Below are 24,792 nucleotides of genomic sequence, written 5' to 3' on the forward strand. Positions count from 1 at the left end.
CGGCCGCGCCTACCGCTGGTAGTCGCGGACACCGGCGCGCACCACGCCCCATATCTCCGTCTGATCGTCCGCCATCTGTTCCGGGTAGCTCTGGCGGCTGTTGCGTGCCTCCAGATACGGCACGCGGCCTCGATAGACGAGCTGGCGGCAGACGAATCCGCCCGCGACGATCGCAATCACGATGTCCCCGCTTCGCGGGGTCACATCGCGATCGACCACAACCACGTCGCGATCCGCGATGCCGGCATCGACCATGCTGGACCCGTCGATACGGAAGACAAAACTGCCGGCCCGGTTGAGCCTCAGCAGTTCGGCCAGGTTGATGGCGTCCTCTTCCCAATCCTGGGCGGGACTTGGAAAGCCAGCTCCCGCAACGCCGATCGGCCTAAGCCGGAGCCCCGGCGCCATATCGGCGAGCGGGACCGGCTGCGCGGTCGGCAGCATCATGTTCAGAATCCCTGTCTCTTGCTCCCTCATAACGCGCATAGGAACATATTGGGAACACGCCTTGTTGGCGGTTCGTCGCTTTTCCACAATCGCGTCGCTTTCCTTTACCTCCGCAGGCGCGCCACGACCGCTTTCCATTCGGCCTCGCTGCACGGGCCGAAGTCCATCGACGGGGACGTTTCGGTAGGCGTCAGCATGGTCGGGTGACGCCGGCAGACGCTGCAACGCATGTGATCGGCGACTTTGGTCATCGTCGCATCCCAACGATGAATGGCGAACCATCGCCAAAGTTTCGGCCCATCGACAATGCCGACATGGCCGCAATTCCCACACTCCGCTTTCACGTTCATGGATGCTAGGCGGAGATCGTCCAGCCTGTTGAAGTTGGCGACCATTTATCCAAGGCTGATATTGCGCTTCGCCATTTCCAAGGCGGCGATCTCACCGATCGCGCTATCGCCGCCCGAAAATATGTCGGCGAGGTCCAGCAGATCGTCATCGGTGAGCACCGTGATCGAGGTCTCGATTTCAGCGATGCGCTTGAGTGCGCGCGATCCGCGATCGGCGCGCCATTTGGTCCGGTCTTTGGGCATGGCCGCCTTCTAGCAGGCGTCGGATTGATTGTAAGCTAGTCTGCAACCCTGAGCATTGGACCCTGCCCCAATGCAACGCAGATCGCCGCCCATGTTCGCTGAGCTTGAGGATCAATGGCCTGGGCTTGGTCGCGCTGTAAGGCCGCCACCTCACCGGCGCGGGCTCCGAAGCAAGCAGTCATGGACTGCGCGTAGCGAAGAATGATGTCGGAGCGGGATTGAGCGCTGTGCATACTCAAGAGGACGATGCGGCTTCGCTGCTACCCGCGCTTTCATGGAAGAGAGCCGCCACGCCCTCCCCCACAGCGACCCGGTAGCCGAACAGCGCCTCCGCGGCGAAATCGGTCTCCCCATTTCGGAGCCGGTCCGCGATCTCATCCAGATCTTGCAGCATGTCGTTCACCGTTGCAGTCTTGGGCGCCTGCAGCTCGATCACGATCCGCTTGAGGGGGTAATTGGAAAGATCGCGATCGTCGATCGGACGATGCAGGCTTGGCATGTGCTTTCCTCTCAATTCCGAGAGCGTTTCCGCATCTCTAGGCGGGCGGCTTCCTGCTGCAAACCACGGCGCTTCCAATAGGCCGGCACGCCGATCGCGATGCCGAAGGCAAGGACGAGAAATGGGAAAGAGGCCGCGAGCCGCACCATCGGCAAAATCGCATCATGCGGAAGGCCCACCCCCCGATAGATTGGTCCCGCTGCCAATGCCGCTATAATGGCGCCAGGCATTGCCATAACAGTACGCGACCACGCCTGAGATACGCGGCTGTCCAAGGCGTTGAAACGGACGCGGAGCTGGAGCTGGTGCGCGGCGCTGAACGGATTCTCGCAGACAAGGAACCCGCCGAGTACGAAGTGGTCGATGATTCTGACTGCTTTGGTCTTGTCCGCCCTCACCATAGGATATTGCTCCAAACCATGCCGTCCGCACCATACCCTAGATAGTCTATGCTCATTGTGGCTTCTTTCAATCCGAAGAGCCGAGCGTCTCCCGGATGGCCCTCCCTCAAGGTGGCAAAGACGGCTGCTTGCAAGGGCGACATGATGTCAACAAAACGGTGGTTTAGTTGACTGACAACCACGAACCCTGCGCTAAAAAGAATCTCCAGCATTTTCAGGGATTGTGCAGCGCACAAAAACTGGCGAATTTGCGGCTGTCAACTAAATACAAAAAATTGCACATTTGGTTGACAGCGATTCCGACGCCGATCAGAACAAAGCGAGTATATCACAAAGGGCCGATTATGAAACTCGGATATGCCCGTGTCAGCACTGGCGAACAGAACCTAGCCCTACAGATCGACGCGCTCCGCGCGGCGGGTGCGGAGGCCATCTTTGAGGACAAGGGCATCAGCGGGTCGATGGTCCTTAAACCCGCATACGGAGATATGTTGCGCCAGGTGCGTGCCGGTGACGAGATCATGGTGTGGCGACTGGACCGCCTTGGTCGGTCCCTCCCCGCTCTGATTGGTGAGCTGGAATTGCTTGCGGGGCTGGACGTAGGGTTTCGATCGCTCACAGAGCAGATCGAGACGGTGACGCCGGCAGGGCGTCTCTTCTTCCATATGGTTGGTGCCTTCGCTCAGTTCGAGCGGGACGTGATCCGGGAGCGCACGAATGCCGGCCTCCAGTCGGCGCGCCGCGCAGGCAAGAAACTCGGCCGTCCCGCATTGATCGGCGACGAGCAATGGACGCAGGCCAAGACCTTGATGGCCGAGCCGACGAACATGGGCGCAGCGGCTGTCGCGAAGCTGTTGGGCGTAAGCCGTCAGGCCATCTATAAACGGCTCGACAAGGACAAGGCCGCACAGGGAGGCGAGCTGGCAGCCCTCCCCTCCCCTCCCCGTCAGACCGAGAGGGCCAAGAAAGCGGCGTGATGGTCGTCATCTAATCCACCCAATCGACGGGTCTGCCTGTCTGCGTGGCGATCGAGTTCCAGCGCCGAGCTTCCTTCACGGCGTTGCTGTCTGACGCACCTGGGCGTCTATCCCTGCCTAATGCGGGTTCGGTCTGCGCCCCAAGCAGAAAACCGGCGCTGCGCGCCTACGGTTTCCGCAAGCGGACCCTCCGTTTTTCAGCTTGCCCGCGTCAGGGGTGCCGCCCCGGAAAAGTGCGTCAGCAACGACGTATGAAGGAATGGCATTATGAGGAACATCGCTGAATTTCGCATCATCGGTCGCGTCGGTCGCATCGAGGTTCTGGACAAGGTGGCTTATATCAACGTCGCCGCTAACTATGGCCGCAAGGTCAATGGTGAGTGGCAGGACGATACCCACTGGAACCGCGTCACCGTCTTCGGCAAGGGCATCGAGCGCGTTCAGAAGATGGGCTCCGGCGACTTGGTACACATCACGGGCCGGGTCCGTCAGACGCAGTATGATCGTCAGGGCGAGACGGTCTATGGCGTGGACCTGATCGCCGACGCCTTCGCCACCCTCGCCTATAACGGCAAGCCTGCCGAGGATGACGGCGAGGATTAAGGTCGATGCGGGGCGGCAGAGCCCGCCCCGCTCGATTGCTAAAAGGATTTCCATTTAGCAATCGAAAGGCAATCGCAAGGCGTGCGAGTGGCTTGCGCTATCCAATGTAAATCGCAAGGCTGGCGAAAGGCAATGGACATGCCTTGTGACAGGCTTTAGATTGCCGTTCGCAATCACTGTCGAAATCCAATGGCTTTCGATTGGATCGCTTTAGGATTGATCGATTAGTGAAGGGTCGAAGATGGCGGTTATCTCGATAGGCAATCCGAAGGGCGGTGCCGGCAAGACGACGCTCGCGCTTGTCCTTGCTGACACGCTCGCGACAAACGGGGCGCGCGTCACCGTTATTGACGCTGATCCCAACGCCATCATCGAAAAGTGGGCACAGAAGCGGGAGAGGGCGGGGAGGGATTTGCCCTATCGCGTGATCCCAAGGCCGACCCAGGCGGAAATGATTAGCACCATCGACCGCGTTTCGAACGAAGACGAGTTCGTCATCGTGGACCTTGAGGGATCAGCTTCGCAGATGACCTCGCGGGCGCTGGCGCGGTCGCACATGGTCCTCGTGCCGTTCAATCTTTCTCCGATCGATGCGGAGCTGGCGGCGCAAGCCGTCAGGGCGATCAAAGAGGAGGAGGAAGCGCTGCGAAGGAGCATCCCGTTCCGCCTTGTCAGGAGCCGAACGAACGCAGCCATCGCGACCAAAACGGCCAAGCGGATCGTCGATGCTATCAACGCGGCCGAGCTGCCATTACTCGATACGTCGCTCGTTGAGCGCGCAGCCTATCGCGACATTTTCGAGTTCGGGTTGCTGCTATCCGAGCTGGATAAGGGCTCCGGGCAACAGGTCGAGAACGCGATCAAGAACGCTGGCGAGTTGGCGCAATCCGTCGTGGCTGCGCTGCGAGAGGAGTATCCCGCATGACCGACTTCGGTTTCAGCAAGAGCGGCGAGAAACCAAAGGAGGAGGGTGCCGCACCCGCCAAACTGGACCTTGGCGGGATGCCCAAGGGGCCGATCGTCAACGACCCTATGAGGGAACGCGAGGCGATGGACCGAGCCGAGCGGGTGGGATTTACGGATCGCGGTCAGGGCAGGGGTGTGCTTCGCCGGAAGCGCGTCGCCCAGCCTACGGCGACGGTCTATGTGAAGGGACCGGAGGAGCTGATCGAGTGGTTTATCGCCTACACCGAGGAGAAAGGCCACCAAGCCTATTGGAAGTCGATCGAGGACTTCCGGGCCATCGTGGAGGGGAATAGGCGGGGCGAACGGTGACGGCTGCGATCGTCGGACAAAGAGACCATCGCAACCGGATATGATGCCCGCGAAACCTCGGGTCATGTCGTCCTGTCGGATTCCATCGGTGTGACTTCGGTGATGTCGCCCGCAGTCAGGAGGTCGGATAGCTTCACGTCCGATCGGAGCGGACGTGCGACGCCAAAAGGCACCGGGTCAGTGAGCATTGCGGGCAGATCGCCAAGATGATCGGCGAAGGAGAGGGGTTTCGGCTTGCGTCGATTCTTCATCCGCGAATGTTCCTTCCGATGGATCTTAGGCCGCAGTCAATGATGCCAGATGAGCGGCTACGGCCTTAGCGCCATGCTGCGAGATTGCCGTTGCAATGGCTTTTGCCTCCGCCTTTTCCATGGCTGCGATCTTGATCTTGTCGAGGGCAGAAATGAGAGTGGGCCTGCCAGCATCCCGAGCCGCAGCCTCAGCGGCCTTCTCCTGCGCATCTAGTTCGGCCAACTCGGCTTGGAGCTTTTCACGACGCTCCTTGATGCTGGCAAGATCGGGCTTGGAAGATGTGCGAGCCATGAGGTTACTCCGATTGCGATGGCAGGATTTGACGGCCGGATCATGCCGAATGAGGGTTGAGAAAGCCAGATGTGTGTTATGCTCTCGGTCGCAAAAAACTAAACGAATGACGCGCGCCAAAGGCGCACAGCTTGATTGATGAAGCCTCGCCGTGGGCCGAGGTGGCGAGGGGAGGGAAGGGCGCCGAAAACAGGCACCTCCTCCTCCACGTCTTTATCGGTTTGGGCTTGAGAAATGGAGGTTCGAGGGGTAGGTAGAAGCAAGGTTTAGGTATGGCAGGATATGCCACATGGCACCAATGTAATACATTGGCTGATGTGGTGCCGCTGCACGGGGCTGTAGGGATGATGGTAAGTCTGCGTTTGAAGGAAGAGCTGATCGCCGAGATCGACCGCATCGCTTCCGCAAATGGGCAAACCCGCAGTGCGTGGATCGCGAACGTCCTTTCGCGGGCAGCGCTTTCTCCCGAGAACGATGATCTTCCAATCGGCGTAGAGGAGGGACGGGGACATCCTGACGATCAGGTTCGCGTGACGGTGCGCCTCCATCGCAGCGAGATCGAGGCAATTGACAGGATTGGTACGCCGCTACGTCTCACCCGCAATGAATGGATCAAGCGAGCGCTACGATGGCAGCTTTGGGACAAAGCTGGGATGCTTCGTCTCGCGCCGGTTACACAGACAGAGATCGGTAAGGTACGTAAGCAGGTGCTGGCGATAGGCCGAAACATCAACCAAGCCGTCCATGCGATGAACGCGGCCAATCAGCCGGAGAGCACGCTTAACCTGGCCCGGATCGCCGAACCGTTCCTGGAAACCTGCGCGGACCTGAAGGCCCTTCTGTTCGCAACGCGGCGAGAGCTGTCCTCATATGTTGGGGGCGAAGTGGGCTATTGGACCGGGGCATTTAAGGATGCCGGGAAGTGAGTTTCCGGCTCTCCCCCGGCACGCTCGATTCCATGGCGGGCGTCTATGCGCCTCCCAAGAAGTATCGGATGGGATCAGGTGGCGGAAAGGGCAAGAGTGCGAAGTCGGGTGACGCGATACTTGTCTTTGCGCTCGCCGCTATGGTTCCGAAATCGTCGCATTCGGGGACGGCGTTCCGTCCCAGCTCGCAGACGAAACACGCCTTTGGAACAGGCTCACATGCGGGCGTCAGCGGGCGTGCAATCGCGGCGATGGATCGCACCGCGCGACGATCGCCAGAGGTGATGGTCCGTATCACGGGACGTCAACATGGCGGTGGGCACGTCCTCGCAAACTTTTCTTATATCAGCCGCCTTGGGCATGGAGCGGAGAAGCAAGTGCCGCTCTATACGAGTGATGGCGACATTCTCCACGACGGGAAGGACATGCAAATTCTTGCCCAGGATTGGCAGGAATGGGAGATGGGAGATGATGCGCGTCGCAAGGGCGCTACGTCCATTTCCATGATCCTTTCCATGCCTGCGGGCACCGATCCCGAGCGGTTGAGAGAGGCGGCGCTGGACTTCGCACGCGAAGAGTTTGCGAACCGATCATGGGTGGCGTCGCTCCATGTCGATCGCGACCATCCCCACGTTCACCTCACTTTCGCGCGCCGCGATCATGATGGCCGCCGTTTCCATCCGAGCCGCGATGACCTCTTTCGCTATCGGCAGCGGTTTGCGGCGAAGCTGCGAGATCGAGGTATTGAGGCGAACGCCACTCCTGCGAGAGCGCGGGGCATCGACCCGAAGCATGAGCCGATCGCGGCGAAGAAAGTGCGGGAGAAGGGGCAGGTTCCGCGCGTGGACAAAAGCCGTGCCGAACGCGCGCGGAGCTTCCGCGACCGAGGCATTCCCGATCCGGTGAACGCTGTCCTTGCCAATCAGCGGGCGACGGTGTTGACGGCCTATGAGCGGTCGATTGCGGAGCTGTCATCGTCCCCCTCGCTCGCCGATCAGGCGATCGCCAAGAGCCTTGAGAAATTCGTCGCTTCCATGCCGGCGCCGGAACCCAATTCGGTGCGGGCGGATCGATTGGCGAGGGGCGAGCGCGATGCTCCATCTCAGCCTGGTCGCGACGGAGGTGTGACCCCGGCGCTAGATCCGGTTGCCGCTGCGCTCGCGCGGGCGAAGGCGATGCGCGAGCAGATCGAGGCGGGCAAGAGCGACTTGTCGGCGCGCGAGCAGCCGCAGAGCGGCGCAAATGCCGAGCGTCCTTCTGGTGTATCGGATCGTCTGCGCTCGCTGATGGACGAGGCCAGTCGGTCGGCTCCGGCGCCGGAGCCTGGCAAGGCGGATGACATCATGCGACAGACCCAGGAGCGGGATCGAGAGCAACGCGAGCGCGATCGGGCACGCGATAAGGATGGACCACGGCGATGACCACGGAAGGCAACGACGTCATCATGGCGGCTGTGCTGGACGCCCTTACGATGGTGCAGGGCCAGCTCGACACGATCGCGAAGAGCAACGCGCGGATTGAGGCGACGCACAAGGACATTCTCCATCGGCTCGACACGATCGACGCCGGTCAGGCGGGCGTTACGGACTTGGTGCCGGTGTTGGAGACGATCCTTGGGCGGTTGATCGAGGACCGCGACGTGAACCGCGCGGGCTTTGCGAAGACGGCCGAGGTTGCCGCGTTCGCCTATGCCGCAGCTATGGGCAACCGGATGCCTCTGCCCGTCGAGGTGGCGGATGATCCGTTGCTCGAACGCTTCATGCTCCTTCAACCCCCCGATCATGTCGCAGAGGGCCGCGCCCTGGTGGAATGGCGGCGCACGATCAAGAGCGCCGGCACGGCCGAGCTGGTCGATGTCTTGAGCCGCCAATATGAACCATCGCCCACCGACACGCCCGAGGCGCGGGTGCTGCGCTATCAGCTCGCGGCACTCACCCGCGCGGAGATCGATGGCCGCGGCGATGCGTTGCCGGCGTTGCCGCACGGCACGGTAGCGCAAGATCGGTCCTCGCAAGCGCGCAAGGCGCGTTCGGAGGATCTAGCGCGGGTGTGGCGCGCTGGCCCAAGCGTCGCACTGTTCGCGGAGGCCGAGCTTGCCCCGACGCTGGACCTTTTCGCCAAGGCAGAGCGCGAGCGCGAAGGGACGATCGGCGAGGCGCAGCTTTCGGCCGAGCTGGCGGCGCTGCATGGCGAGTTGGGCGATCGGATCGAGGCGGGCGAGCGCCCGTCGCTTCCAAGAGGGCGGGAGACGAACGCCGGCGAGCGGTCGAGCGCGATCGAGGCCGATAACAGCAGGCGGCGCTAGGGGCCTCCTCGCGGTTGTCAGCTTGAGTGGTCGAGCTTCGGCTACGGCACACGATCTTCGCACGAGCCTGGCTCAAGACCTGATCCTACACGTACCATGTTGGTCAGAAATTCGGCAAAATGCCGGCCTTCGTCCAAGTCGATCCACAGGGGTTGGAAGGGGCCTTCAATCCTATCTAGCCACTCTCGCAGCTTTGCTCGGTTGTCGGCAGCGTTCTCACGTTCGACAAGCGCGCTCGCTATCGCGGCTGCCTGCATGGAATAGCCGACATTGGGCAGGCCGGCAGGAAAACTCGTAACACCCATTATTGTCCCTTTCTGGAATAGAGCCGAAGGCGATGGCTCACATCGACTTCTGGCCCTCGCCGAGAGCGGGGGGTGAATGGGCAAATGGGGCCGATCGGGGGGGAGGGGGATCGCCCGCCCTGCACAAGCCGCAGGCGCGGAAGGGTGGGGAGACCGCCCCGATCGCCAAGCGGAGCGCGCCCGCGCGGAGACGGTCCAGCCCTTGTCCAGAGGGGGGCGGCGCCCCCTTCATCCCAAGCGCCGCTAAAGCGGCGCTCGAATAACGTGGTTGGCCGCCCCCTAGCGCAATTAGCGCAACTGGCTGTCCTTGCTGCCCCGGCGATTGATGCCGGTGAAGGTCGGGCGCTTATCGCGTTCGCTTTGACAGGCGACACAGGTTCTTACGCCGGGTATGGCCGTGCGGCGTTTCGCCGGGATTTCGTCGCCGCACACCTCGCAGTCGGTGCTACCCTCGCCGGAAGGCAGACGCGATCGGGCGGCGAAAACCGCGTCCATGATCGTTGCATCAATCTGGTCCTGCACCGCACTATCGGGTGCCCATCCATTTGCCATCGCCACAAGCTCCTCGATTTTGACCTTGGGGGTCAGATAGTCGGGGGCGCATGGGCCAAGCACGCGACTATCCAGCACAGCACCCGAATATAGGGTACTCCCTACCAGTATCAAGGAGTGTGCAAATTTAGCTCAGGACAGATTTATGGGGTTCCAGTGGCGGGGGTAGATCCTCTTCGCCAAGCAGCGACAACATATCCCGCTCGATTGTCCGCTTCATCGCATACAGCGGCAGACAGTTTGGCTCGACGCCGAACGGGTCTTCCAGCTCGTGACCCAGCGCATCGAGGCCGAAAAAGGTATAGGCGGTGAGGAGCACCGGCAGGAGCGTCCACCAGTCGAGTGATCCTGCGAGCGCGAAGGGAAGCATCACGCAAAAGATAAGTGCGGTGCGATGGAGCAGCAGAGAATAGGCGAACGGCACGGGCGTCGTGGATATCCGCTCACAAGCGCCCTGAACCTTGCCGAAGGATCGCATGTCTTCTGCCACGACGGCATAGTGAATCGGCGTAATGACGCCAGTCTGCTTTAGCTCGAGCAGCCTGCGCCCCATACGATCGAGCACGAGGTTCGTGACGTTCGGGCTCTTTGTCGCCGGGCCGATATCGACCCACGGCGCAATGGCGGCGATTTCATCCTCGCCGCGAAGGCGTGCGGTGAGGCCGCAGGCAAAGCCACATATGCTATGGAGCAACGCGCGCCGATCCTCGTCAGGGAGAAGCGATGTCTCGCGCGCGAACGAACGGGCCGAGATAATTAGCTCGCCCCAAAGCTGCCGCCCCTCCCACCATCGCGCATAGCAGGCATTGTTGCGGAAGCTCATGAAGATCGAGAGCGCGATACCGATCAGGGTGAAAGGGATCGTCGAAATCCGCGCGAAAATGCCGGGATGGGCTTGGGCGGCCAGGATGGCGATCACACTGACGACCGCGATCGCCGCCAGCCTCCGTGCGATGCGCGGCAGGATCGAGCCATGCACGGTGAAAATGATATCTTGGAAGCTCGGTTGCGATCGAACGATCATATTCCGTGGAATGTCCTTCGCCTGTTTGCCAGCATTTCCATCGGCAGCTCGTCGAAACGAGCTGCCGTCAGGGTTTGAGGATGAAGCGAATGACCTGCGCGACAGCCCCCAGCGCCAAAACGCTGGCCGCCCAGATTAAGACCATCCAGGCGAGCCGTCGACCGAGAGGTTTAGGCTCGTCCATCAATGATACCCATGCGTGCCGACCTTACCGCGGAACACCCAATAGGCCCACGCGGTATAGCCGAGAATGATCGGAATGATGACGGCCGCACCCGCCAGCATGAAGAGCTGGCTTTGCGGGGGAGCGGCTGCATCCCAGATCGTGACGGCGCGGGGAACAACATAGGGGTAGATACTGATCCCCAGCCCAACGAAACCGAGAAAGAACAGGCCAAGCGCCATAATGAAGGGCAGGCGCTCCGCGCCGCGCTTCAGGCTCCAGAAGAAGGTTGCAGCGCAGATCGCCACCAGCAGAGGAACCTGCGCGGTGAGAAGCACGCCGGGCATCGCAAACCAGCGTCGCCAATAGTCATAGGTCAGGAACGGCGTCGCCGCACTGACGGCGAAAAGCGCGAGTAGCGTCGCCCCGCCGAGCCAAAATGCCAGTCGACGGGCGCGTTCCTGGCCCGGCCCTTCGGTTTTCCAGACCAGCCAGGCCGCGCCTAGAAGCGCATATCCGATCACGACTGCCGCGCCGGTCAAGAGGCTGAACGCGCTCAACCAATCCAGCCATCCCCCTGCATAGGCATCGGCCTCGACCCGCACGCCTTGCAGGATCGCGCCCAGCGTGATCCCCTGCGAGAACGCCGCGAGAACGGACCCAAAGCTGAAGGCGACATCCCAGAAGGGACGATGGCGCGGATCTCGCCAGCGAAACTCGAATGCGACCCCGCGAAACACGAGACCGAGCAACATCGCGATGATGAGCGGGTAGGTCGCGGGAAGGATGATGGCGTAGGCAAGAGGAAAGGCCGCGAAGAGACCGCCTCCGCCCAGCACGAGCCATGTTTCATTGCCATCCCAGACCGGCGCGATCGAGTTCATTGCCTGATCGCGCTCTCCTCCGACCGAAAGGTTCGGAAAGAGGATGCCGATCCCCAGATCGAACCCGTCCATCACGACATAGGCGAAGACAGCAAAGCCGATGATACCGGCCCAGATTATGGTGAGATCGAGGTGCTCCACGTTCATGCCTCCCGTCCGGTTGATGCCACGACGCCGCTTGCCGGCGTGATGCCCGCCGCGCGTTGCGGCACCTTGGACGGTTCCGGTTCACCGGCTGCGGGCGGCTTTGCCATCATCCGGAGCAAATAATAGGTGCCGGCCCCGAACGCGCCGAAATAGACGAGGATGAAAGCGACGAGGGACGCCGCGACAGCCGGAGCGGCCAGGGGGGAGTGGGACTCCGCGGTTCGCAGCAGGCCGTATACGGTGAAGGGCTGTCGGCCTACTTCCGTCGTCACCCATCCTGCTATGACCGCGACAAAGCCTGACGGACCAAGCGCGAGAGCGGCGCGGTGCAGCCAGCGCCAGTCATAGAGCTTGCCGCGCCAGCGGGCGAGCAGGCTCCAGAGGCCCAACCCAAGCATGGCGAGGCCCATCGCCACCATGATCCGAAACGACCAGAAGACGATCGGCGTGGGCGGCCAGCGATCGCGCGGGAAGTCGTTGAGGCCGGGGAGGGGCGCTTTGGGATCGTGCTTGAGGATCAGCGATCCCAGATAGGGGATTTCGATCTTGCCGTGGACCACCGCATCCTTGTTGCTCGGGAGGCCGAAAAGGATGAGCGAAGCGCCCTCGGGGCTGGCCTCATAATGACCTTCCATCGCGAGAACTTTTGTCGGCTGATGCTCAAGCGTGTTGAGGCCGTGCTGATCGCCCGCGAGAATCTGGATCGGCGCCACAAGCGCCGCCATCCACATCGCCATGGAGAACATCTTGCGCGCGCCGGGATTCGCGCGGTCGCGCAGAAGGTGCCATGCTCCTACGGCCCCGACGACCATTGCCGTGGTCAGGTAGGCGCCGATGACGGTATGGACGAGGCGATAGGGAAAGCTCGCGTTGAAGATGATCGGAAGCCACGAACCTGCGGGCACGAACTGGCCCTTGGCATTGATCGCATAGCCTGCCGGCGTCTGCATCCAGCTATTCACGGAAATGATCCAGGTCGCCGAGATGAGCGTCCCGACGGCGACCATGCAGGTCGCGAAAAAATGCGGGCCCCTGCCTACCTTGTTGATGCCGAACAGCATCACGCCAAGGAAACCGGCTTCAAGGAAGAACGCGGTCAGAACCTCATAGGCCATGAGCGGGCCGATGACCGGACCGGCCTTGGCCGAAAATACCGACCAGTTCGTCCCGAACTGGTAGGACATCACCACGCCCGAGACCACACCCATGCCGAACGCGACGGCGAAGATCTTGAGCCAGTAGCGATAGAGGTTCGCATACACACCGCTGCCGGTCTTCAACCACAACCCTTCAAGCACCATGAGATAGCTTGCCGTGCCGATGGAGAAGGCCGGGAAGATGAAGTGGAATGAGACCGTGAACGCGAATTGCGCCCGGGCCAGGATTACCGGATCGAGATTCTCAATCACCAACATTCCTCCCTGTTTTGTCCCGCCGATGTTCGTCCGATTGTCCTCTGCAGAGGCTTTGCGATTCGAACACAGGGCTTGGGGGCCGGACGCGCGCCATTTCCTTTGGTGCAGCGATCCGATCGGGCCGGCAATATATCATACTCCCCACCAGTATCAAGGGGGTAGGAACCCAGGTCTGGCGTTCGATGTTTCTGGAGGCGTAGGGGAAGGTTCAGGCTCGCTTCGGCCGAAATTTGAGGTGTCAGCGCGGCGCAAGGCACAGGATAGGGTTGAAACTCCCCCCCTGTATAGTATGTGCATATCAACAGTCAGGAAAGCGCGATGCCACATTCACCAGAAGAGAAGAAGCGGGCCATAACACGCCTGCGTCGCATCAAGGGGCAGGCGGAAGCGCTTGAACGCGCGATCGAGGCCGGAACGGATTGCGCCCCTTTGCTCCAACAGATTGTGGCGATGCGGGGCGCCACCAACGGGTTGATGGCAGAAGTGATGGAAGGCCATCTCCGTGAGACCTTCGGCCCCGCCAACGGCGCGCATGGGGAAAATGGAGCCAGCCCATTCGACGACGACATGGAGGGTATAATGCGGATATTGCGAACCTATCTTAAGTAGGTCTTAGAAACCGCAGTACCTGTATATAGATTTATAAGAACAATTTTTTACCGATCGGCAATATAATGACGGTGCGCCCAATTTTCGCGTGGTACGACTTATGGGTTGGTATTTTCATAGATCGCCCTAAGCGGCGTATCTACATTTTTCCAGTTCCATGCTTTGGTATTTTCATTCAGCTTCGCGTGCCACCGGCATCATAACTTGATTGCGGGACTGCAATTTGTGGTTCCACTGGAAAATCGCAACTGGATGAGAACACGTTATGATCGTCAAGAATTTCGGATATCTGATTGCGCTCGATCAGGAAGGCCATTTCGGTAGGGCAGCCAAGAGCTGCAACGTGTCGCAGCCCACGCTTTCCGCCGGCATCAAGCAGCTCGAACAGGACTTGGGTGTGGAGATCGTGCGGCATGGCCGGCGTTATGACGGACTCACATCGGAAGGTGAGACTGTGCTGGCCTGGGCGAAGAAGATCGAGAGCAACTGCGAGGGGCTGGAGCGCGACCTTTCGGCCCAGAAACGTGGGCTGGAAGGTCAAATTCGCCTGGGCGTGCTGTCGGCCACGTCGATCATGGCATCGATCCTCAGCCTTGCCCTCGCTGAAAGGATGCCGCTCCTCGAACAGTGCATTTGCACAGCGCAAACCTCGTCGCTGACCAAAGCCTTGCTGACGCATGAAATGGACATGGCGCTGGTCTATCTCGAAGACATATCTGAGGAGGACTTTGACACGCACCTTCTCTACCGGGAGCGGATCGTCGTTTTCCAGGCATCCGGCGACCCGCTCCCGCGACAGGTTTCATGGGATCATGTCGCCGAGCTGCCTTTGTGCATCTTGGACTGCGCGCTACCCAAAGCCGCGCGTTCTAGACTCGGGCACCGTGCCGCAAAGTCGATCAGGACCAACAATGTCGATGTTCTCGCTGCCCATATCGCAAGTGGGCGATATGCCACCGTCCTTCCGCAATCTCTCGCAACCTATTTTGCTCGGATTTCCGACATTCGGGCGGTTGAAGTCGCAGGTGAGGGCGCAGATGCCGCTGTTGGATTGGCCATGCCCAGAAATGGGGTGAAATCGACACCCACAGCCGCGCTGTTCGAAATAGTCCGCGCACCCGAGACAATGGCCTCGATAGAGGCCGCTCTGGACCTGTACCGCCAGTTCCAACCCGAAGGGGGCTGACCGTTCATGCCGTGCTATCGCAGCATGAACGGTCGCGCGACCCACTATTCGACGTAGATCATTTTCTTGGTCATCCCGCCGTCGACCACAAGCGTTTGCCCGGTAACAAAGCCGGCGGACGCCAGATATAGCACGGCCTCGGCAATGTCCTGGGGGCGACCGACCCGGCCAACCGGATGCTGCGCCTCGTCCTCGGCGCGCAGATTCGTGTCATTGGTGATCCAACCAGGTGCGATTGTATTGACCCGGATTTTGGCGCCAAGTTGCACCGCCAGCGCCTGCGCGAGTGCCACCATGCCACCTTTCGCAGCGGCATAGGCAAAGTCGATGCCTTGGGACATCAACGCGCGGGTGGAAGCCATCATGACAATCGAACTGCCATCGGTGAGCAGGGGCAATGCCGCTCGCGACATCAGAAAGGCCCCGGTCAGATGGCTGCCAATGGTGCTGTTCCACTGGTCGAGCGAGGTGTCACCGAGCTGCATGAATGTGTCGTAAACAAGCCCACCATTGTTGACGAGCAAGTCCAGTCGATCCCAGCCAAGGGCACGAAAAGCCTCGGCTACGGACTCTTCGCTGGCAAGATCGCAATGGATCTGTTGACCGATCGCTCCTTCCTTCAAATCGAAGGATGCCACCTCCCAACCTTCATCCAATAAGGCGGAACATATAGCCTGACCGATTAGCCCCGATCCTCCTGTTACAATAGCGCGTTTCATAAGAACTCCTTTCTGTCAGAGGATGATAGAGAGACCGGCACCATTGCGCCAACACAACTCAAGTCCAGAGAACGGGCGCATAGGGCGTCACCCTGATAGACTTCAACTGCGCCTTGTCTTCCAGAAACATTATGCTTGCTGCAATGGAATATGATATATCATCTTGTTGCATTGCGGCAGTCATTCTCCTGTAGCTTGGTCATAGGAATTTCCGATCTTGGGATAGAATCTTCGAGTTTGCTCCGAAGGAGAAGCGCCGCCATTCTGCCAAGACGGTAATGATGAGACTGGCAACGACACTACTATGCTGCGCTGAATTAATTCGGTGCGGCATGTTGATCCGTGTCAAGTCCTACTCTCGTCAATACTTGGGGGGGCGTGAAAAAACGCAGGAGATATCTGATGACTACAGGCAACCGGATCGTAACCTTCGAGAAACCGATGGAAATGAAGGTCAACACCTTCAAATTCCCGGAGCTGATTACTCCACAGGGCAAAAAAGCTCCCCACGGCGCCATTCTCAAGATCGTCACCACGAACATCTGCGGCAGCGACCTTCACATCTACCGAGGTTCGTTTGAAGTCCCCAAGGGGATGACGATGGGCCACGAAATGACCGGCGAGGTGATCGAGGTCGGCTCCGACGTCGAATATATCAAGGTCGGCGATATCGTGTCCGTTCCCTTTAACGTCGGCTGCGGACGCTGCTACAACTGCAAGCACATGCGCTCGGACGTGTGCGAGCACACCAACCCCGAAGTCGACTGCGGCGCCTATGGCTTTAACCTGGGTGGATGGACCGGGGGGCAGGGGGATTACCTGTTCGTGCCCTATGCAGACTTCAATCTGCTGGCTTTCCCCGACAAGGACGCGGCCATGGCGAAGATCCGTGATCTGACGCTCCTTTCGGACGTGTTGCCGACCGCGTTCCACGGGTTCGCCGCTCCCGACTGGCCGGCGCAACCGGCCTATATCGTCGGCGAGAATGTGCTGATCTTCGGCGCGGGGCCTGTCGGCCGCGCGGGCGCCGCCTGTGCGAAGCTCCTCGGTGCCGGCGCCATCATCGTCGCCGACTTCATTCAGGAGCGGCTCGATCTGCTCAAGCCGCACGGCGTCGAGACCATCAACCTGTCGGACGGCATTCCGATCGAAGATCATCTGGAGCGGATCACCGGCAAGCGCGAGGCCGATCGCGTCATCGACTATGTGGGCCTCGACTGTCGCGGGTTCGGGGCGGAGTCCGACCAGATCGTCGAGAACGCCGTCACCAACGCCCTGCTGAAATATGTCCGCTTCGGCGGGATGACCAGCACGGTCGGCGTATATTGCCCCAATCCGATCTCCAAGAATCGGGACAACAAGAAGGGCAGCATGGAAGTCGATTGGGCCAGTGGCTGGATCAAGTCGCCGCGGATGTCGGCAGGCCAGTCGCCGACGGCCAATTACAACCACGCCCTCATGCGGGCCATCCTGAACGATCGGATGCCCTATCTGACTCCGATGATGAACACGAAGATCATCAAGCTGGAGGACGCGCCGGCGGCCTACAAGGAGTTCGATGACGGATCGGCGTTCAAGTACGTCATCGATCCGCACGGCTCTGTGGCGGCCTGACCATCTAACCCGGAATGCCCCCCGGTCATGTCGGGGGGCATTCTGAGCCGTTGGGGGCGGACTGCTTGCCGCACGCACACCCCCTTCCGGCTTGTCGATCTAACACCCCCCCGGATCGGCAAGCCGCCCCCTTCTGGAACGCAGCATCAGCCATGGCGCTGCGCTTTTCCGAAGCCGTAACGCCCTGTCGGGCGCTTTCACCACCCTCAGACATTATCCCTCTTGCATACTGGCTAGGAGTATCTTATACATACTCCCAGCCAGTATGCTTGGCTCCGAATCGAGATATCGAAACGGGGACTCGCAACCGGCGGTCCGGTTCTAGAAAAGAGGGAGATCCAAACATGAAATCTCGCGCCGCCGTAGCCTTCGAGGCAGGCAAGCCGCTCGAAATCGTCGAGATCGATGTCGCACCGCCCCAGAAAGGTGAAGTGCTCATCAAAGTCACGCATACCGGGGTATGCCACACCGACGCTTTCACGCTGTCCGGCAACGATCCGGAGGGCATTTTCCCGGTCGTTCTCGGCCATGAGGGCGCGGGCATCGTCGTCGAGGTCGGCGAGGGCGTCACCAGCGTCAAGCCGGGCGATCACGTCATTCCGCTCTACACCGCCGAGTGCGGCAAGTGCGAGTTCTGCCTGTCCGGCAAGACCAACCTGTGCGTCGCGGTTCGCGAAACGCAGGGCAAGGGCCTGATGCCCGACGGCACCACGCGCTTCTCCTACAACGGCCAGCCCCTCTATCACTATATGGGCTGCTCGACGTTCAGCGAATACACCGTCGTCGCCGAAGTCTCGCTCGCCAAGATCAACCCCGAAGCGAACCCCGAGCATGTCTGCCTTCTGGGCTGCGGCGTCACCACCGGCATCGGCGCGGTCCACAACACCGCCAAGGTGCAGCCGGGTGACTCGGTTGCCGTGTTCGGTCTGGGCGGCATCGGTCTCGCCGCGATCCAGGGCGCGCGTCAGGCCAAGGCAGGACGCATCATCGCGATCGACACCAACCCGACGAAGTTCGAGCTGGCGCGTCAGTTCGGCGCGACCGACTGCATCAACCCCAAGGACTATGACAAGCCGATCCAGCAAGTGCTGATCGAGATGACCGGGTGGGGCATCGACCACACGTTCGAGTGCATCGGTAACGTCCATGTCATGCGGGCCGCGCTGGAATCCGCGCATCGTGGCTGGGGCCAGTCGATCGTCATCGGCGTCGCTGGCGCGGGCCAGGAAATCTCCACCCGTCCGTTCCAGCTCGTCACGGGCCGGGTCTGGAAGGGGTCGGCCTTTGGCGGTGTCAAGGGACGGACCCAGCTTCCCGGCATGGTCGAGGACGCCATGAAGGGTGAAATCGATCTGGCGCCCTTCGTCACCCACACCATGGGTCTCGATGAGATCAACGAAGCCTTCGATCTGATGCACGAAGGCAAGTCGATCCGCACCGTGATCCACTACTGATCCCTCAACTCTAACCTTCAATTTCAATAGTTAACCTCAAGGAAGAATATCATGGCTGATCCCGTTATCTCCGGCAACGGCGTGTTCTCGCACGTCTTCATCGGCGCGGCCGATGTCGAGCAGTCGGCAGCGTTCTACGACGCCGCTCTGGGCGCCCTGGGCGTCAAGAACCTCGGCCCCTTCGGCAATGGTTGGGTGCTCTACGGCCGCGAAAAGCCTGCTTTCATCATTGCCCGTCCCGGCAATGGCGAAGCGCCCTCCAGCAACGGCGTGACGGTCGGCTTCGCCGCCGCGACGCCCGCCGAAGTGGACGCTTTCCACGCGGCCGGCCTCGCCGCTGGTGGCACCGACGAGGGCCAGCCCGGCCCGCGGGGCCACCTGCCGGGTGCCTATGCGGCCTATCTGCGCGATCCGGCGGGCAACAAGGTCTGCTCGTACACCTTCATCTAAAGCCGGAAGGTGAGGGCGATACCGGCAACCCTATGACTGGCTGTCGCCGGCGCTGAAACAGGCGCCGGCGCTTCCCCCCCCGCACAACAGCCAAGAAAAGGGCGCCTATCGCCACACCGTCCACCAACCGTCGAAGCAAGGAAACAAAAATGGAACGTGTCGAACATCACGCCAGCTTCGGCGGTTGGCAGGACGTCTATCAGCATGACTCGATCAGCCTGGGTTGCCCGATGAAGGTCGGCGTCTATCTGCCTCCCCAGGTGAAGGACGGTCGCGTGCCGGTGCTGTATTGGCTGTCCGGCCTGACTTGCACCGAACAGAATTTCATTACGAAGGCTGTCGCGCAGCGTTTCGCTGCCGAGCACGGGATCATCCTCGTCGCGCCGGACACGAGCCCGCGAGGCGAAGGCGTGGCCGACGATCCCAGCTATGATCTGGGACAGGGCGCCGGCTTCTACGTCAACGCGACTGAGGAACCTTGGGCTGCCCACTACCGCATGTACGATTATGTCGTCGAGGAATTGCCGGCGCTGATCGAAGCCACATTTCCGGCCGATGATCGCCGGGCGATTGCCGGTCATTCGATGGGCGGGCACGGCGCACTCGTTGCCGCTCTGCGCAATCCGGGGCGCTATCGCAGCGTATCGGCCTTTTCGCCGATCGTCGCGCCGAGCCAGGTGCCTTGGGGCGAGCGCGCTCTGACGGCCTATCTCGGAGACGATCGCGCCGGGTGGAAGCATTACGACACCATCGAACTCATCAAGTCCGCCAGCGAGCGCCTGCCGTTGCTCGTCGATCAGGGCATGGATGATGAGTTTCTGGATCGCGAGCTGCGCCCGGATCTGCTGAAGGCGGCCTGCGAGGCTGCGGGGCACCCGCTGATCCTCAACCTGCGACCCGGCTACGATCACAGCTATTATTTCATCGCTAGCTTCATCGGCGAGCATATCGGCCATCATGCCAAGGCGCTGTTCCAATGAGCGCGGCGGCATCCTCGGCCATGCGCGAAATCGCGTCCAGCAATGACCCCGCCTCCGGTCGCCATCGCGTGGTGGTCGTGGGCGCGGGCTTCGGCGGCCTCGAAACCGTCCAGCGGCTCGCGGGGAGCGGCGTTGACATCACCCTTGTCGATCGCCGCAACCACCATCTCTTTCAGCCGCTGCTCTATCAGGTCGCGGGCGCGTCGCTGTCGCCATCGGAGATCGCCTGGCCGATCCGCTCGCTCTTCGCCAAGCGCAAGGACGTTCGGACTCTGCTCGGTGAGGTCGAAGGCGTGGACACGGGCAACCGGCGCGTCGTTCTCGAAGACGGCTCGACGCTTGGCTATGACACACTCGTCATCGCGACGGGCGCGCGGCATTCCTATTTCGGGCATGACCAATGGGAGCCTTATGCTCCGGGCCTCAAATCGCTCGAAGATGCGACCACCATTCGCCGGCGCCTTCTCGTCGCGTTCGAAGAAGCCGAGCGCGAGAGCGATCCCGCGCGCCGTGCGGCCTTGCAGACCTTCGTTATCATCGGCGGCGGGCCTACCGGCGTCGAACTGGCCGGCACGATCGCGGAGCTTGCCCGTCTGACACTGGTGCGCGATTTCCGGTCGATCGATCCGCGCGCGACGCGGGTGGTGCTGGTCGAAGCCGGGCAGCGGCTCCTGCAGGTCTTCCCGGAAGATCTGTCGGCCTATACCGCTCAGGCGCTTGAAAAGCTCGGTGTCGAAATCAAGCTCGGCAAGCCGGTCACGGAATGTTCCGAGCATGGGGTCGTGGTCGACGGTGTGCCTATTCCCGCTGAAACGATTTTGTGGGCAGCAGGCGTTCAGGCCTCGCCCGCCGCGCGCTGGCTGAACGCTGAAGCCGATCGCGCGGGCCGCGTGGTCGTCGGGCCGGACCTGACAGTGCCAGGACACCCCGACATTTTCGTGATCGGCGATACCGCAGCCTCGAACGGGTATGACGGCAAGCCGGTGCCCGGTCTCGCGCCGGCTGCAAAGCAGGCCGGACAATATGTGGCCCGGCTGATCCGCCAGCGCTTTAAGGGGCAGAATGCTTCGGAACCGTTCCGTTACCGGCATCAAGGCAATCTGGCGACGATCGGCCGCAGCCTTGCGGTCGTCGATATGGGCGGGTTCAAATTGCGCGGTGTTCTGGCGTGGTGGATGTGGAAACTGATCCACATCTACTTCCTGATCGGGACGCAAAATCGGATGAGTGTTGCACTAAGCTGGATGTGGACCCACGGCATAGGATATCGTGGCTCGCGTCTGATTACTTACAGCGATCTCGCTCAGCACGATGCCGGGCAGGACCATGACAAGGGGAGGGAAGGCGATTGAGTGAAGAGGGCAGCGCCGAGAACAGCGGTTCAACTGTCTATGGAATGCCCACCTATGAGAATAGGCGGGTTGCCATCGACGAGGTTCATGCGCGCCCTTATTTGCTGATAGATGCGCCGCGTGCCCTGGTGCAGCTCGCCTTCATGAACGAGGGCAATCTGACGAAGGACAAGGCGACCCTCGCGGAAATATCGAGCCGGATGGGCGCCCCGCTGCCGGATCAGGACACACCTCTTCATGGCCTGACCTGGGATCAGGGTAAATTGCACTGTGAGAAGCACACCGAGTTCTCGACCTACTTGTGGAGTGCGCCCCTCGATCCGGGCACCGGGGAGCTGGCGGGTGAAGATCCGTTCAAGCACGGCTTTACGCCGCCCGGGCCGGTCATTTGCGGCGTCCGCCTGGACGTTGTTACGTGGACCGAAGAGACCGCGACCTATATCGATCGCTTCGACCCGATCAGCCGGTGTCATTCGCTCGTCGAGGATGGCATGGCCGATATCGTCACCGATTTCCGTCAGGACGCCGATGGGCTAACCCGCATCCTCATCCTCGATCGCGGTTTGACGCCGATCCGGCTTGGCGCGCTGGCACAGCGGCTCCTCGAAATCGAGACCTATCGGACGCTGGCCCTGCTCGGCATCCCACTGACCCAATCGCTGGGGCCGCATCTGCGCAGCATAGAGAAGCGCCTTGCCGCCATCACCAACGAGATGCGCAAATCTGCACGCCGCGACAGCGAGGGGCTACTTTCCCGGCTGACCGACCTTTCGGCCGAGCTGGAGGCGGACACGGCGTCCAGCCTCTACCGCTTCGGTGCGAGCCGTGCCTATTATGAAATCGTCGAGGAGCGGCTTGCAGCGCTCGGCGAAACCTTCGTCCCGGGCTGCTATCGCTGGCGCAACTTCCTCCATCGCAGGATCGCGCCCGCCATGCGGACCTGTCGCGTGATCGAGGAACGGCAAGCCAATCTCTCCGACAAGCTGGCGCGCGCGACCACGCTGCTGCGGTCGTGGATCGATGTGCAACTCGAACGCCAGAACAGCGATCTGCTGGCCTCGATGGACAATCGGGCGAAGCTGCAATTGCAGCTTCAACAGACCGTGGAAGGCCTGTCTGTCGCGGCGATCTCCTATTATGTGATCGGCCTGCTCTCCTATCTCATCAAGGGCATACCGGGGATTCACGACATGGTGGCGCCCGAGCTGGTGATCGCCGCTCTGGTTCCCCTTGCCGTCCTTGGTGTCTGGTGGACCGTTCGACAGATCAGGAACGCGCACAGCGACCATGGACCGCCGCCCGCAAAAAAGCAGATATGATCCCTTTATCGCCTCCGTGCGTCTAGCGCGCGCCGGGGGCGAAACCGGCAGGAGGATTTCCAGTGTCGACCGATGTTTTCATACTGCACTCGCAATACACGCCGGCAGGCGATCAGCCCGAAGCGATCGCGCGCCTGATCGCCGGCGTCGAAGAGGGGGCACATCACCAGACCCTCAAGGGCATCACGGGCTCGGGCAAGACCTTCACGATGGCGAACATCATCCATCGTCTGAAGCGCCCCACCTTGATCCTTGCCCCCAACAAGACGCTGACATCGCAGCTCTATGACGAGATGCGGCGATTTTTCCCTGAAAACGCCGTGGAGTATTTCGTCTCCTATTACGACTATTTCCAACCGGAAGTGTATCTGCCGGGCCGCGATGAGTTCATTCCGAAGGATTCCTCGATCAACGAGCATCTGGAACGGTTGCGCCTGTCGACGACAAAATCGCTGATCGAGCGCCGCGATACGATCGTCGTCGCCTCGGTATCGTCGATCTACGGCATGGGCGATCCCGACAATTATCGCGCGCTCCAGGTTCCGCTGACCGAGGGCGCGCGGTTGGGACAGGAAGAGCTTTTCCGCAGCCTGGCGCGCCTGCAATATGATCGGGCCGAGCATAAGCTGAAGCGCGGCACTTATCGCGCTGATGGCGACGCTGTTGAGATTTACCCGGCGGATTCGGAATATAAGGCGCTGCGCGTCGGTTTGGCAAACGGCGTGATCGCGTCGCTCCAATGGTTCGATGCGGCGACCGGCAAGCCGATGGAAAGCGCCGATCACTATCTTGTCTCGCCCAAGACTGTTCTGGCGGCGACCGCAGATCAGGCCCGCAAGGCCGCCACGGCGATCCTCGAAGAGTTGGAAACGCAGGTCGAACGGCTGACCAGCGAAAACCGCCTGACGGAAGCGGCGCGCCTCTATGATCGCATCACCAACGATGCCGAGATGTTGCGCGAGGTCGGATATTGCTCGGGCATGGAAAATTACGCCTGCTATCTGAGCGGTCGTGACCCTGCGCTCCCGCCCATAACCCTGCTCGACTATCTGCCCAAGGACGGGCTGCTGTTCGTCGACGAATCGCATGTGATGATCCCACAGATCTCGGCGATGTTCCGGGGCGACCAGGCCCGCAAGGATACGCTGATCGATTATGGCTTCCGCCTGCCGTCTTCGAAGGACAGCCACCCCCTGAGCTTCCACGAGTTCGAACAGGTCAAGCCGCAGACGATCTTCGTGTCCGCCACCCCCGGCGCTTATGAGGTAAAGGCCTCGCAAGGCAGGGTGGTTGAACAGATCGTGCGGCCGACCGGCCTGCTCGATCCGAAGGTGGAAGTCCGCCCGTCCCAAGGCGCGCGTGACGATTTGCTACGCGAGATCGCGCAGCGCACGCAGCGCGATGAGCGCGTGCTGGTTACGACGCTGACCAAGGTTGCGACCGAGGAGCTGCACGCTTTCCTCGAAAGCGAAGGCATTCGCGCGCGTTACATGCACTCTGACATCAAGGTCGAGGATAGGGTCGCGATCATCGAGGGCCTGCGCGTGGGCGAGTTCGACGTGCTGATCGGGATCAGTTTGCTGCGCGAAGGGCTCGACATCCCAGAAGCGTCGCTGATTGCGATCTTCGATGCAGACCGCGCGGGCTTCCTGCGCTCGGCCCAGGCGCTGATCCAGATGATCGGCCGCGTCGCGCGCAATGTGAACGGCACCGCTGTCCTCTACGCCGATATGGTGACGCCGGCGATGCGGGCCGCGATCGATGAGACCGAGAGCCGGCGACAGCGCCAGATCGCCTTCAACGAGGAGAACGACGTCACACCGCTCTCGTCGGTTCGCGGCCTGGCGTCGGCGCAGCCCTACGGGCAAGAGCCGTCGGTCCATTCGGAAGCCTTCTGCGAGAACCTGTACGAGCTTTGCGACCGGATCACGGAGAAGGAACAGGCGCTGCTCGCGGCGGTGGATCACGGCCAAGAGGATCGGGCCGAGACGATCCGGGGCGAGCTGGACGGCCTCTACCGTCAGTTCATTTATCTGTGACGCGCCGGGTG

The 24,792-nt window shown here is 61.2% G+C and carries 30 protein-coding genes; 16 read left to right on the forward strand and 14 right to left on the reverse strand.

Features of this window, described 5'->3' with window-relative positions:
• Window positions 1-9 precede the first annotated feature (9 nt).
• From ATN00_RS21375 to ATN00_RS21400, 5 genes are all read right to left on the reverse strand, one after another.
• Complete coding sequence (locus ATN00_RS21375; RefSeq protein ID WP_017980892.1) at window positions 10-447, reverse strand: LexA family protein; 438 nt, start codon at window positions 445-447, stop codon at window positions 10-12.
• A 104-nt stretch (window positions 448-551) separates the two neighbouring features.
• A complete protein-coding gene (locus ATN00_RS24115) occupies window positions 552-698 on the reverse strand; it encodes a hypothetical protein (protein ID WP_231746516.1) in 147 nt (48 codons plus the stop codon).
• A 144-nt stretch (window positions 699-842) separates the two neighbouring features.
• Window positions 843-1,040: a hypothetical protein gene (locus ATN00_RS21385; RefSeq protein ID WP_017980894.1), complete on the reverse strand. Its 198-nt coding sequence runs from the start codon at window positions 1,038-1,040 to the stop codon at window positions 843-845.
• 235 nt (window positions 1,041-1,275) lie between these two features.
• The gene (locus ATN00_RS21395; RefSeq protein WP_017980895.1) at window positions 1,276-1,539 is read right to left on the reverse strand and encodes a hypothetical protein; all 264 of its coding nucleotides are present in this window, start codon (window positions 1,537-1,539) and stop codon (window positions 1,276-1,278) included.
• 11 nt (window positions 1,540-1,550) lie between these two features.
• Complete coding sequence (locus ATN00_RS21400; protein ID WP_017980896.1) at window positions 1,551-1,940, reverse strand: hypothetical protein; 390 nt, start codon at window positions 1,938-1,940, stop codon at window positions 1,551-1,553.
• A 167-nt stretch (window positions 1,941-2,107) separates the two neighbouring features.
• Here ATN00_RS21400 and ATN00_RS21410 point away from each other — a divergent pair, with 167 nt between their 5' ends.
• From ATN00_RS21410 to ATN00_RS21425, 4 genes are all read left to right on the forward strand, one after another.
• Window positions 2,108-2,917: a recombinase family protein gene (locus ATN00_RS21410; RefSeq protein ID WP_231292105.1), complete on the forward strand. Its 810-nt coding sequence runs from the start codon at window positions 2,108-2,110 to the stop codon at window positions 2,915-2,917.
• Between the two features lie 267 nt (window positions 2,918-3,184).
• Window positions 3,185-3,520: a single-stranded DNA-binding protein gene (locus tag ATN00_RS21415; protein WP_017980899.1), complete on the forward strand. Its 336-nt coding sequence runs from the start codon at window positions 3,185-3,187 to the stop codon at window positions 3,518-3,520.
• Window positions 3,521-3,761: 241 nt separating this feature from the next.
• Complete coding sequence (locus ATN00_RS21420; protein ID WP_017980900.1) at window positions 3,762-4,445, forward strand: ParA family protein; 684 nt, start codon at window positions 3,762-3,764, stop codon at window positions 4,443-4,445.
• On the forward strand, window positions 4,442-4,795 hold the full coding sequence (locus ATN00_RS21425; RefSeq protein WP_017980901.1) for a hypothetical protein: 354 nt from the start codon (window positions 4,442-4,444) through the stop codon (window positions 4,793-4,795). The genes ATN00_RS21420 and ATN00_RS21425 overlap by 4 nt, the downstream gene beginning before the upstream one ends.
• Window positions 4,796-4,857: 62 nt before the next feature.
• On the opposite strand, the gene ATN00_RS21430 is transcribed toward ATN00_RS21425, so the two are convergent.
• Both ATN00_RS21430 and ATN00_RS21435 read right to left on the reverse strand, forming a co-directional pair.
• A complete protein-coding gene (locus ATN00_RS21430; RefSeq protein WP_017980902.1) occupies window positions 4,858-5,046 on the reverse strand; it encodes a hypothetical protein in 189 nt (62 codons plus the stop codon).
• Between the two features lie 25 nt (window positions 5,047-5,071).
• The gene (locus tag ATN00_RS21435) at window positions 5,072-5,458 is read right to left on the reverse strand and encodes a hypothetical protein (RefSeq protein WP_231746517.1); all 387 of its coding nucleotides are present in this window, start codon (window positions 5,456-5,458) and stop codon (window positions 5,072-5,074) included.
• Window positions 5,459-5,682: 224 nt separating this feature from the next.
• On the opposite strand from ATN00_RS21435, the gene ATN00_RS21440 reads away from it, so the two are divergent.
• Genes ATN00_RS21440 through ATN00_RS21450 form a run of 3 tightly spaced genes read left to right on the forward strand, consistent with a single transcriptional unit; the run spans window position 5,683 to window position 8,569 of the window.
• A complete protein-coding gene (locus tag ATN00_RS21440) occupies window positions 5,683-6,264 on the forward strand; it encodes a hypothetical protein (RefSeq protein ID WP_017980904.1) in 582 nt (193 codons plus the stop codon).
• Window positions 6,261-7,685 (forward strand): relaxase/mobilization nuclease domain-containing protein, encoded by a 1,425-nt coding sequence (locus ATN00_RS21445; RefSeq protein WP_029721116.1) that lies wholly within the window; start codon window positions 6,261-6,263, stop codon window positions 7,683-7,685. Before ATN00_RS21440 ends, ATN00_RS21445 begins: the two co-directional genes overlap by 4 nt.
• Window positions 7,682-8,569 carry a hypothetical protein gene (locus ATN00_RS21450; RefSeq protein WP_017980906.1) on the forward strand — a complete coding sequence of 296 codons (888 nt, stop codon included), beginning with the start codon at window positions 7,682-7,684 and terminating at the stop codon, window positions 8,567-8,569. The genes ATN00_RS21445 and ATN00_RS21450 overlap by 4 nt, the downstream gene beginning before the upstream one ends.
• Window positions 8,570-8,610: 41 nt before the next feature.
• On the opposite strand, the gene ATN00_RS21455 is transcribed toward ATN00_RS21450, so the two are convergent.
• From ATN00_RS21455 to ATN00_RS21475, 6 genes are all read right to left on the reverse strand, one after another.
• Complete coding sequence (locus tag ATN00_RS21455) at window positions 8,611-8,874, reverse strand: hypothetical protein (protein ID WP_062069418.1); 264 nt, start codon at window positions 8,872-8,874, stop codon at window positions 8,611-8,613.
• 288 nt (window positions 8,875-9,162) lie between these two features.
• On the reverse strand, window positions 9,163-9,426 hold the full coding sequence (locus ATN00_RS21460) for a DksA/TraR family C4-type zinc finger protein (RefSeq protein WP_024310576.1): 264 nt from the start codon (window positions 9,424-9,426) through the stop codon (window positions 9,163-9,165).
• Window positions 9,427-9,553: 127 nt separating this feature from the next.
• Window positions 9,554-10,450, reverse strand: coding sequence for a bestrophin family protein (locus ATN00_RS21465; RefSeq protein WP_017980832.1), 897 nt, complete (start codon window positions 10,448-10,450; stop codon window positions 9,554-9,556).
• A gap of 67 nt (window positions 10,451-10,517) precedes the next feature.
• Window positions 10,518-10,634 carry a DUF2474 domain-containing protein gene (locus ATN00_RS23140; protein WP_017980833.1) on the reverse strand — a complete coding sequence of 39 codons (117 nt, stop codon included), beginning with the start codon at window positions 10,632-10,634 and terminating at the stop codon, window positions 10,518-10,520.
• Entirely contained in the window at window positions 10,634-11,644 is a 1,011-nt protein-coding gene (gene cydB, locus ATN00_RS21470) for a cytochrome d ubiquinol oxidase subunit II (RefSeq protein WP_017980834.1), read from the reverse strand. Before cydB ends, ATN00_RS23140 begins: the two co-directional genes overlap by 1 nt.
• Window positions 11,641-13,059, reverse strand: coding sequence for a cytochrome ubiquinol oxidase subunit I (locus ATN00_RS21475; protein ID WP_017980835.1), 1,419 nt, complete (start codon window positions 13,057-13,059; stop codon window positions 11,641-11,643). Before ATN00_RS21475 ends, cydB begins: the two co-directional genes overlap by 4 nt.
• Window positions 13,060-13,377: 318 nt before the next feature.
• Between ATN00_RS21475 and ATN00_RS21480 the strand changes: the two genes are divergently transcribed.
• Window positions 13,378-13,668 (forward strand): metal/formaldehyde-sensitive transcriptional repressor, encoded by a 291-nt coding sequence (locus tag ATN00_RS21480; protein WP_017980836.1) that lies wholly within the window; start codon window positions 13,378-13,380, stop codon window positions 13,666-13,668.
• Between the two features lie 265 nt (window positions 13,669-13,933).
• Window positions 13,934-14,854: a LysR family transcriptional regulator gene (locus ATN00_RS21485; protein ID WP_017980837.1), complete on the forward strand. Its 921-nt coding sequence runs from the start codon at window positions 13,934-13,936 to the stop codon at window positions 14,852-14,854.
• A 44-nt stretch (window positions 14,855-14,898) separates the two neighbouring features.
• On the opposite strand, the gene ATN00_RS21490 is transcribed toward ATN00_RS21485, so the two are convergent.
• Window positions 14,899-15,573, reverse strand: coding sequence for an SDR family NAD(P)-dependent oxidoreductase (locus ATN00_RS21490; protein WP_024310570.1), 675 nt, complete (start codon window positions 15,571-15,573; stop codon window positions 14,899-14,901).
• A gap of 402 nt (window positions 15,574-15,975) precedes the next feature.
• Between ATN00_RS21490 and ATN00_RS21495 the strand changes: the two genes are divergently transcribed.
• The 7 genes from ATN00_RS21495 (at window position 15,976) to uvrB (ending at window position 24,781) form a co-directional block, all read left to right on the forward strand.
• Window positions 15,976-17,187, forward strand: a complete 1,212-nt coding sequence (locus ATN00_RS21495; protein ID WP_062069421.1) for a glutathione-independent formaldehyde dehydrogenase — start codon at window positions 15,976-15,978, stop codon at window positions 17,185-17,187.
• 344 nt (window positions 17,188-17,531) lie between these two features.
• The gene (locus ATN00_RS21500; RefSeq protein WP_017980840.1) at window positions 17,532-18,641 is read left to right on the forward strand and encodes an S-(hydroxymethyl)glutathione dehydrogenase/class III alcohol dehydrogenase; all 1,110 of its coding nucleotides are present in this window, start codon (window positions 17,532-17,534) and stop codon (window positions 18,639-18,641) included.
• Window positions 18,642-18,692: 51 nt separating this feature from the next.
• Complete coding sequence (locus ATN00_RS21505) at window positions 18,693-19,091, forward strand: VOC family protein (protein WP_017980841.1); 399 nt, start codon at window positions 18,693-18,695, stop codon at window positions 19,089-19,091.
• A 149-nt stretch (window positions 19,092-19,240) separates the two neighbouring features.
• A complete protein-coding gene (gene fghA / locus ATN00_RS21510) occupies window positions 19,241-20,071 on the forward strand; it encodes an S-formylglutathione hydrolase (RefSeq protein ID WP_017980842.1) in 831 nt (276 codons plus the stop codon).
• A 20-nt stretch (window positions 20,072-20,091) separates the two neighbouring features.
• Window positions 20,092-21,423: an NAD(P)/FAD-dependent oxidoreductase gene (locus ATN00_RS21515; protein WP_020486679.1), complete on the forward strand. Its 1,332-nt coding sequence runs from the start codon at window positions 20,092-20,094 to the stop codon at window positions 21,421-21,423.
• A 44-nt stretch (window positions 21,424-21,467) separates the two neighbouring features.
• Entirely contained in the window at window positions 21,468-22,742 is a 1,275-nt protein-coding gene (locus tag ATN00_RS21520) for a DUF3422 domain-containing protein (RefSeq protein ID WP_017980844.1), read from the forward strand.
• 62 nt (window positions 22,743-22,804) lie between these two features.
• A complete protein-coding gene (gene uvrB / locus ATN00_RS21525; protein ID WP_017980845.1) occupies window positions 22,805-24,781 on the forward strand; it encodes an excinuclease ABC subunit UvrB in 1,977 nt (658 codons plus the stop codon).
• Window positions 24,782-24,792 lie beyond the last annotated feature (11 nt).

The sequence above is a fragment of the Sphingobium baderi genome, assembly GCF_001456115.1.
GTDB lineage: Bacteria > Pseudomonadota > Alphaproteobacteria > Sphingomonadales > Sphingomonadaceae > Sphingobium > Sphingobium baderi_A.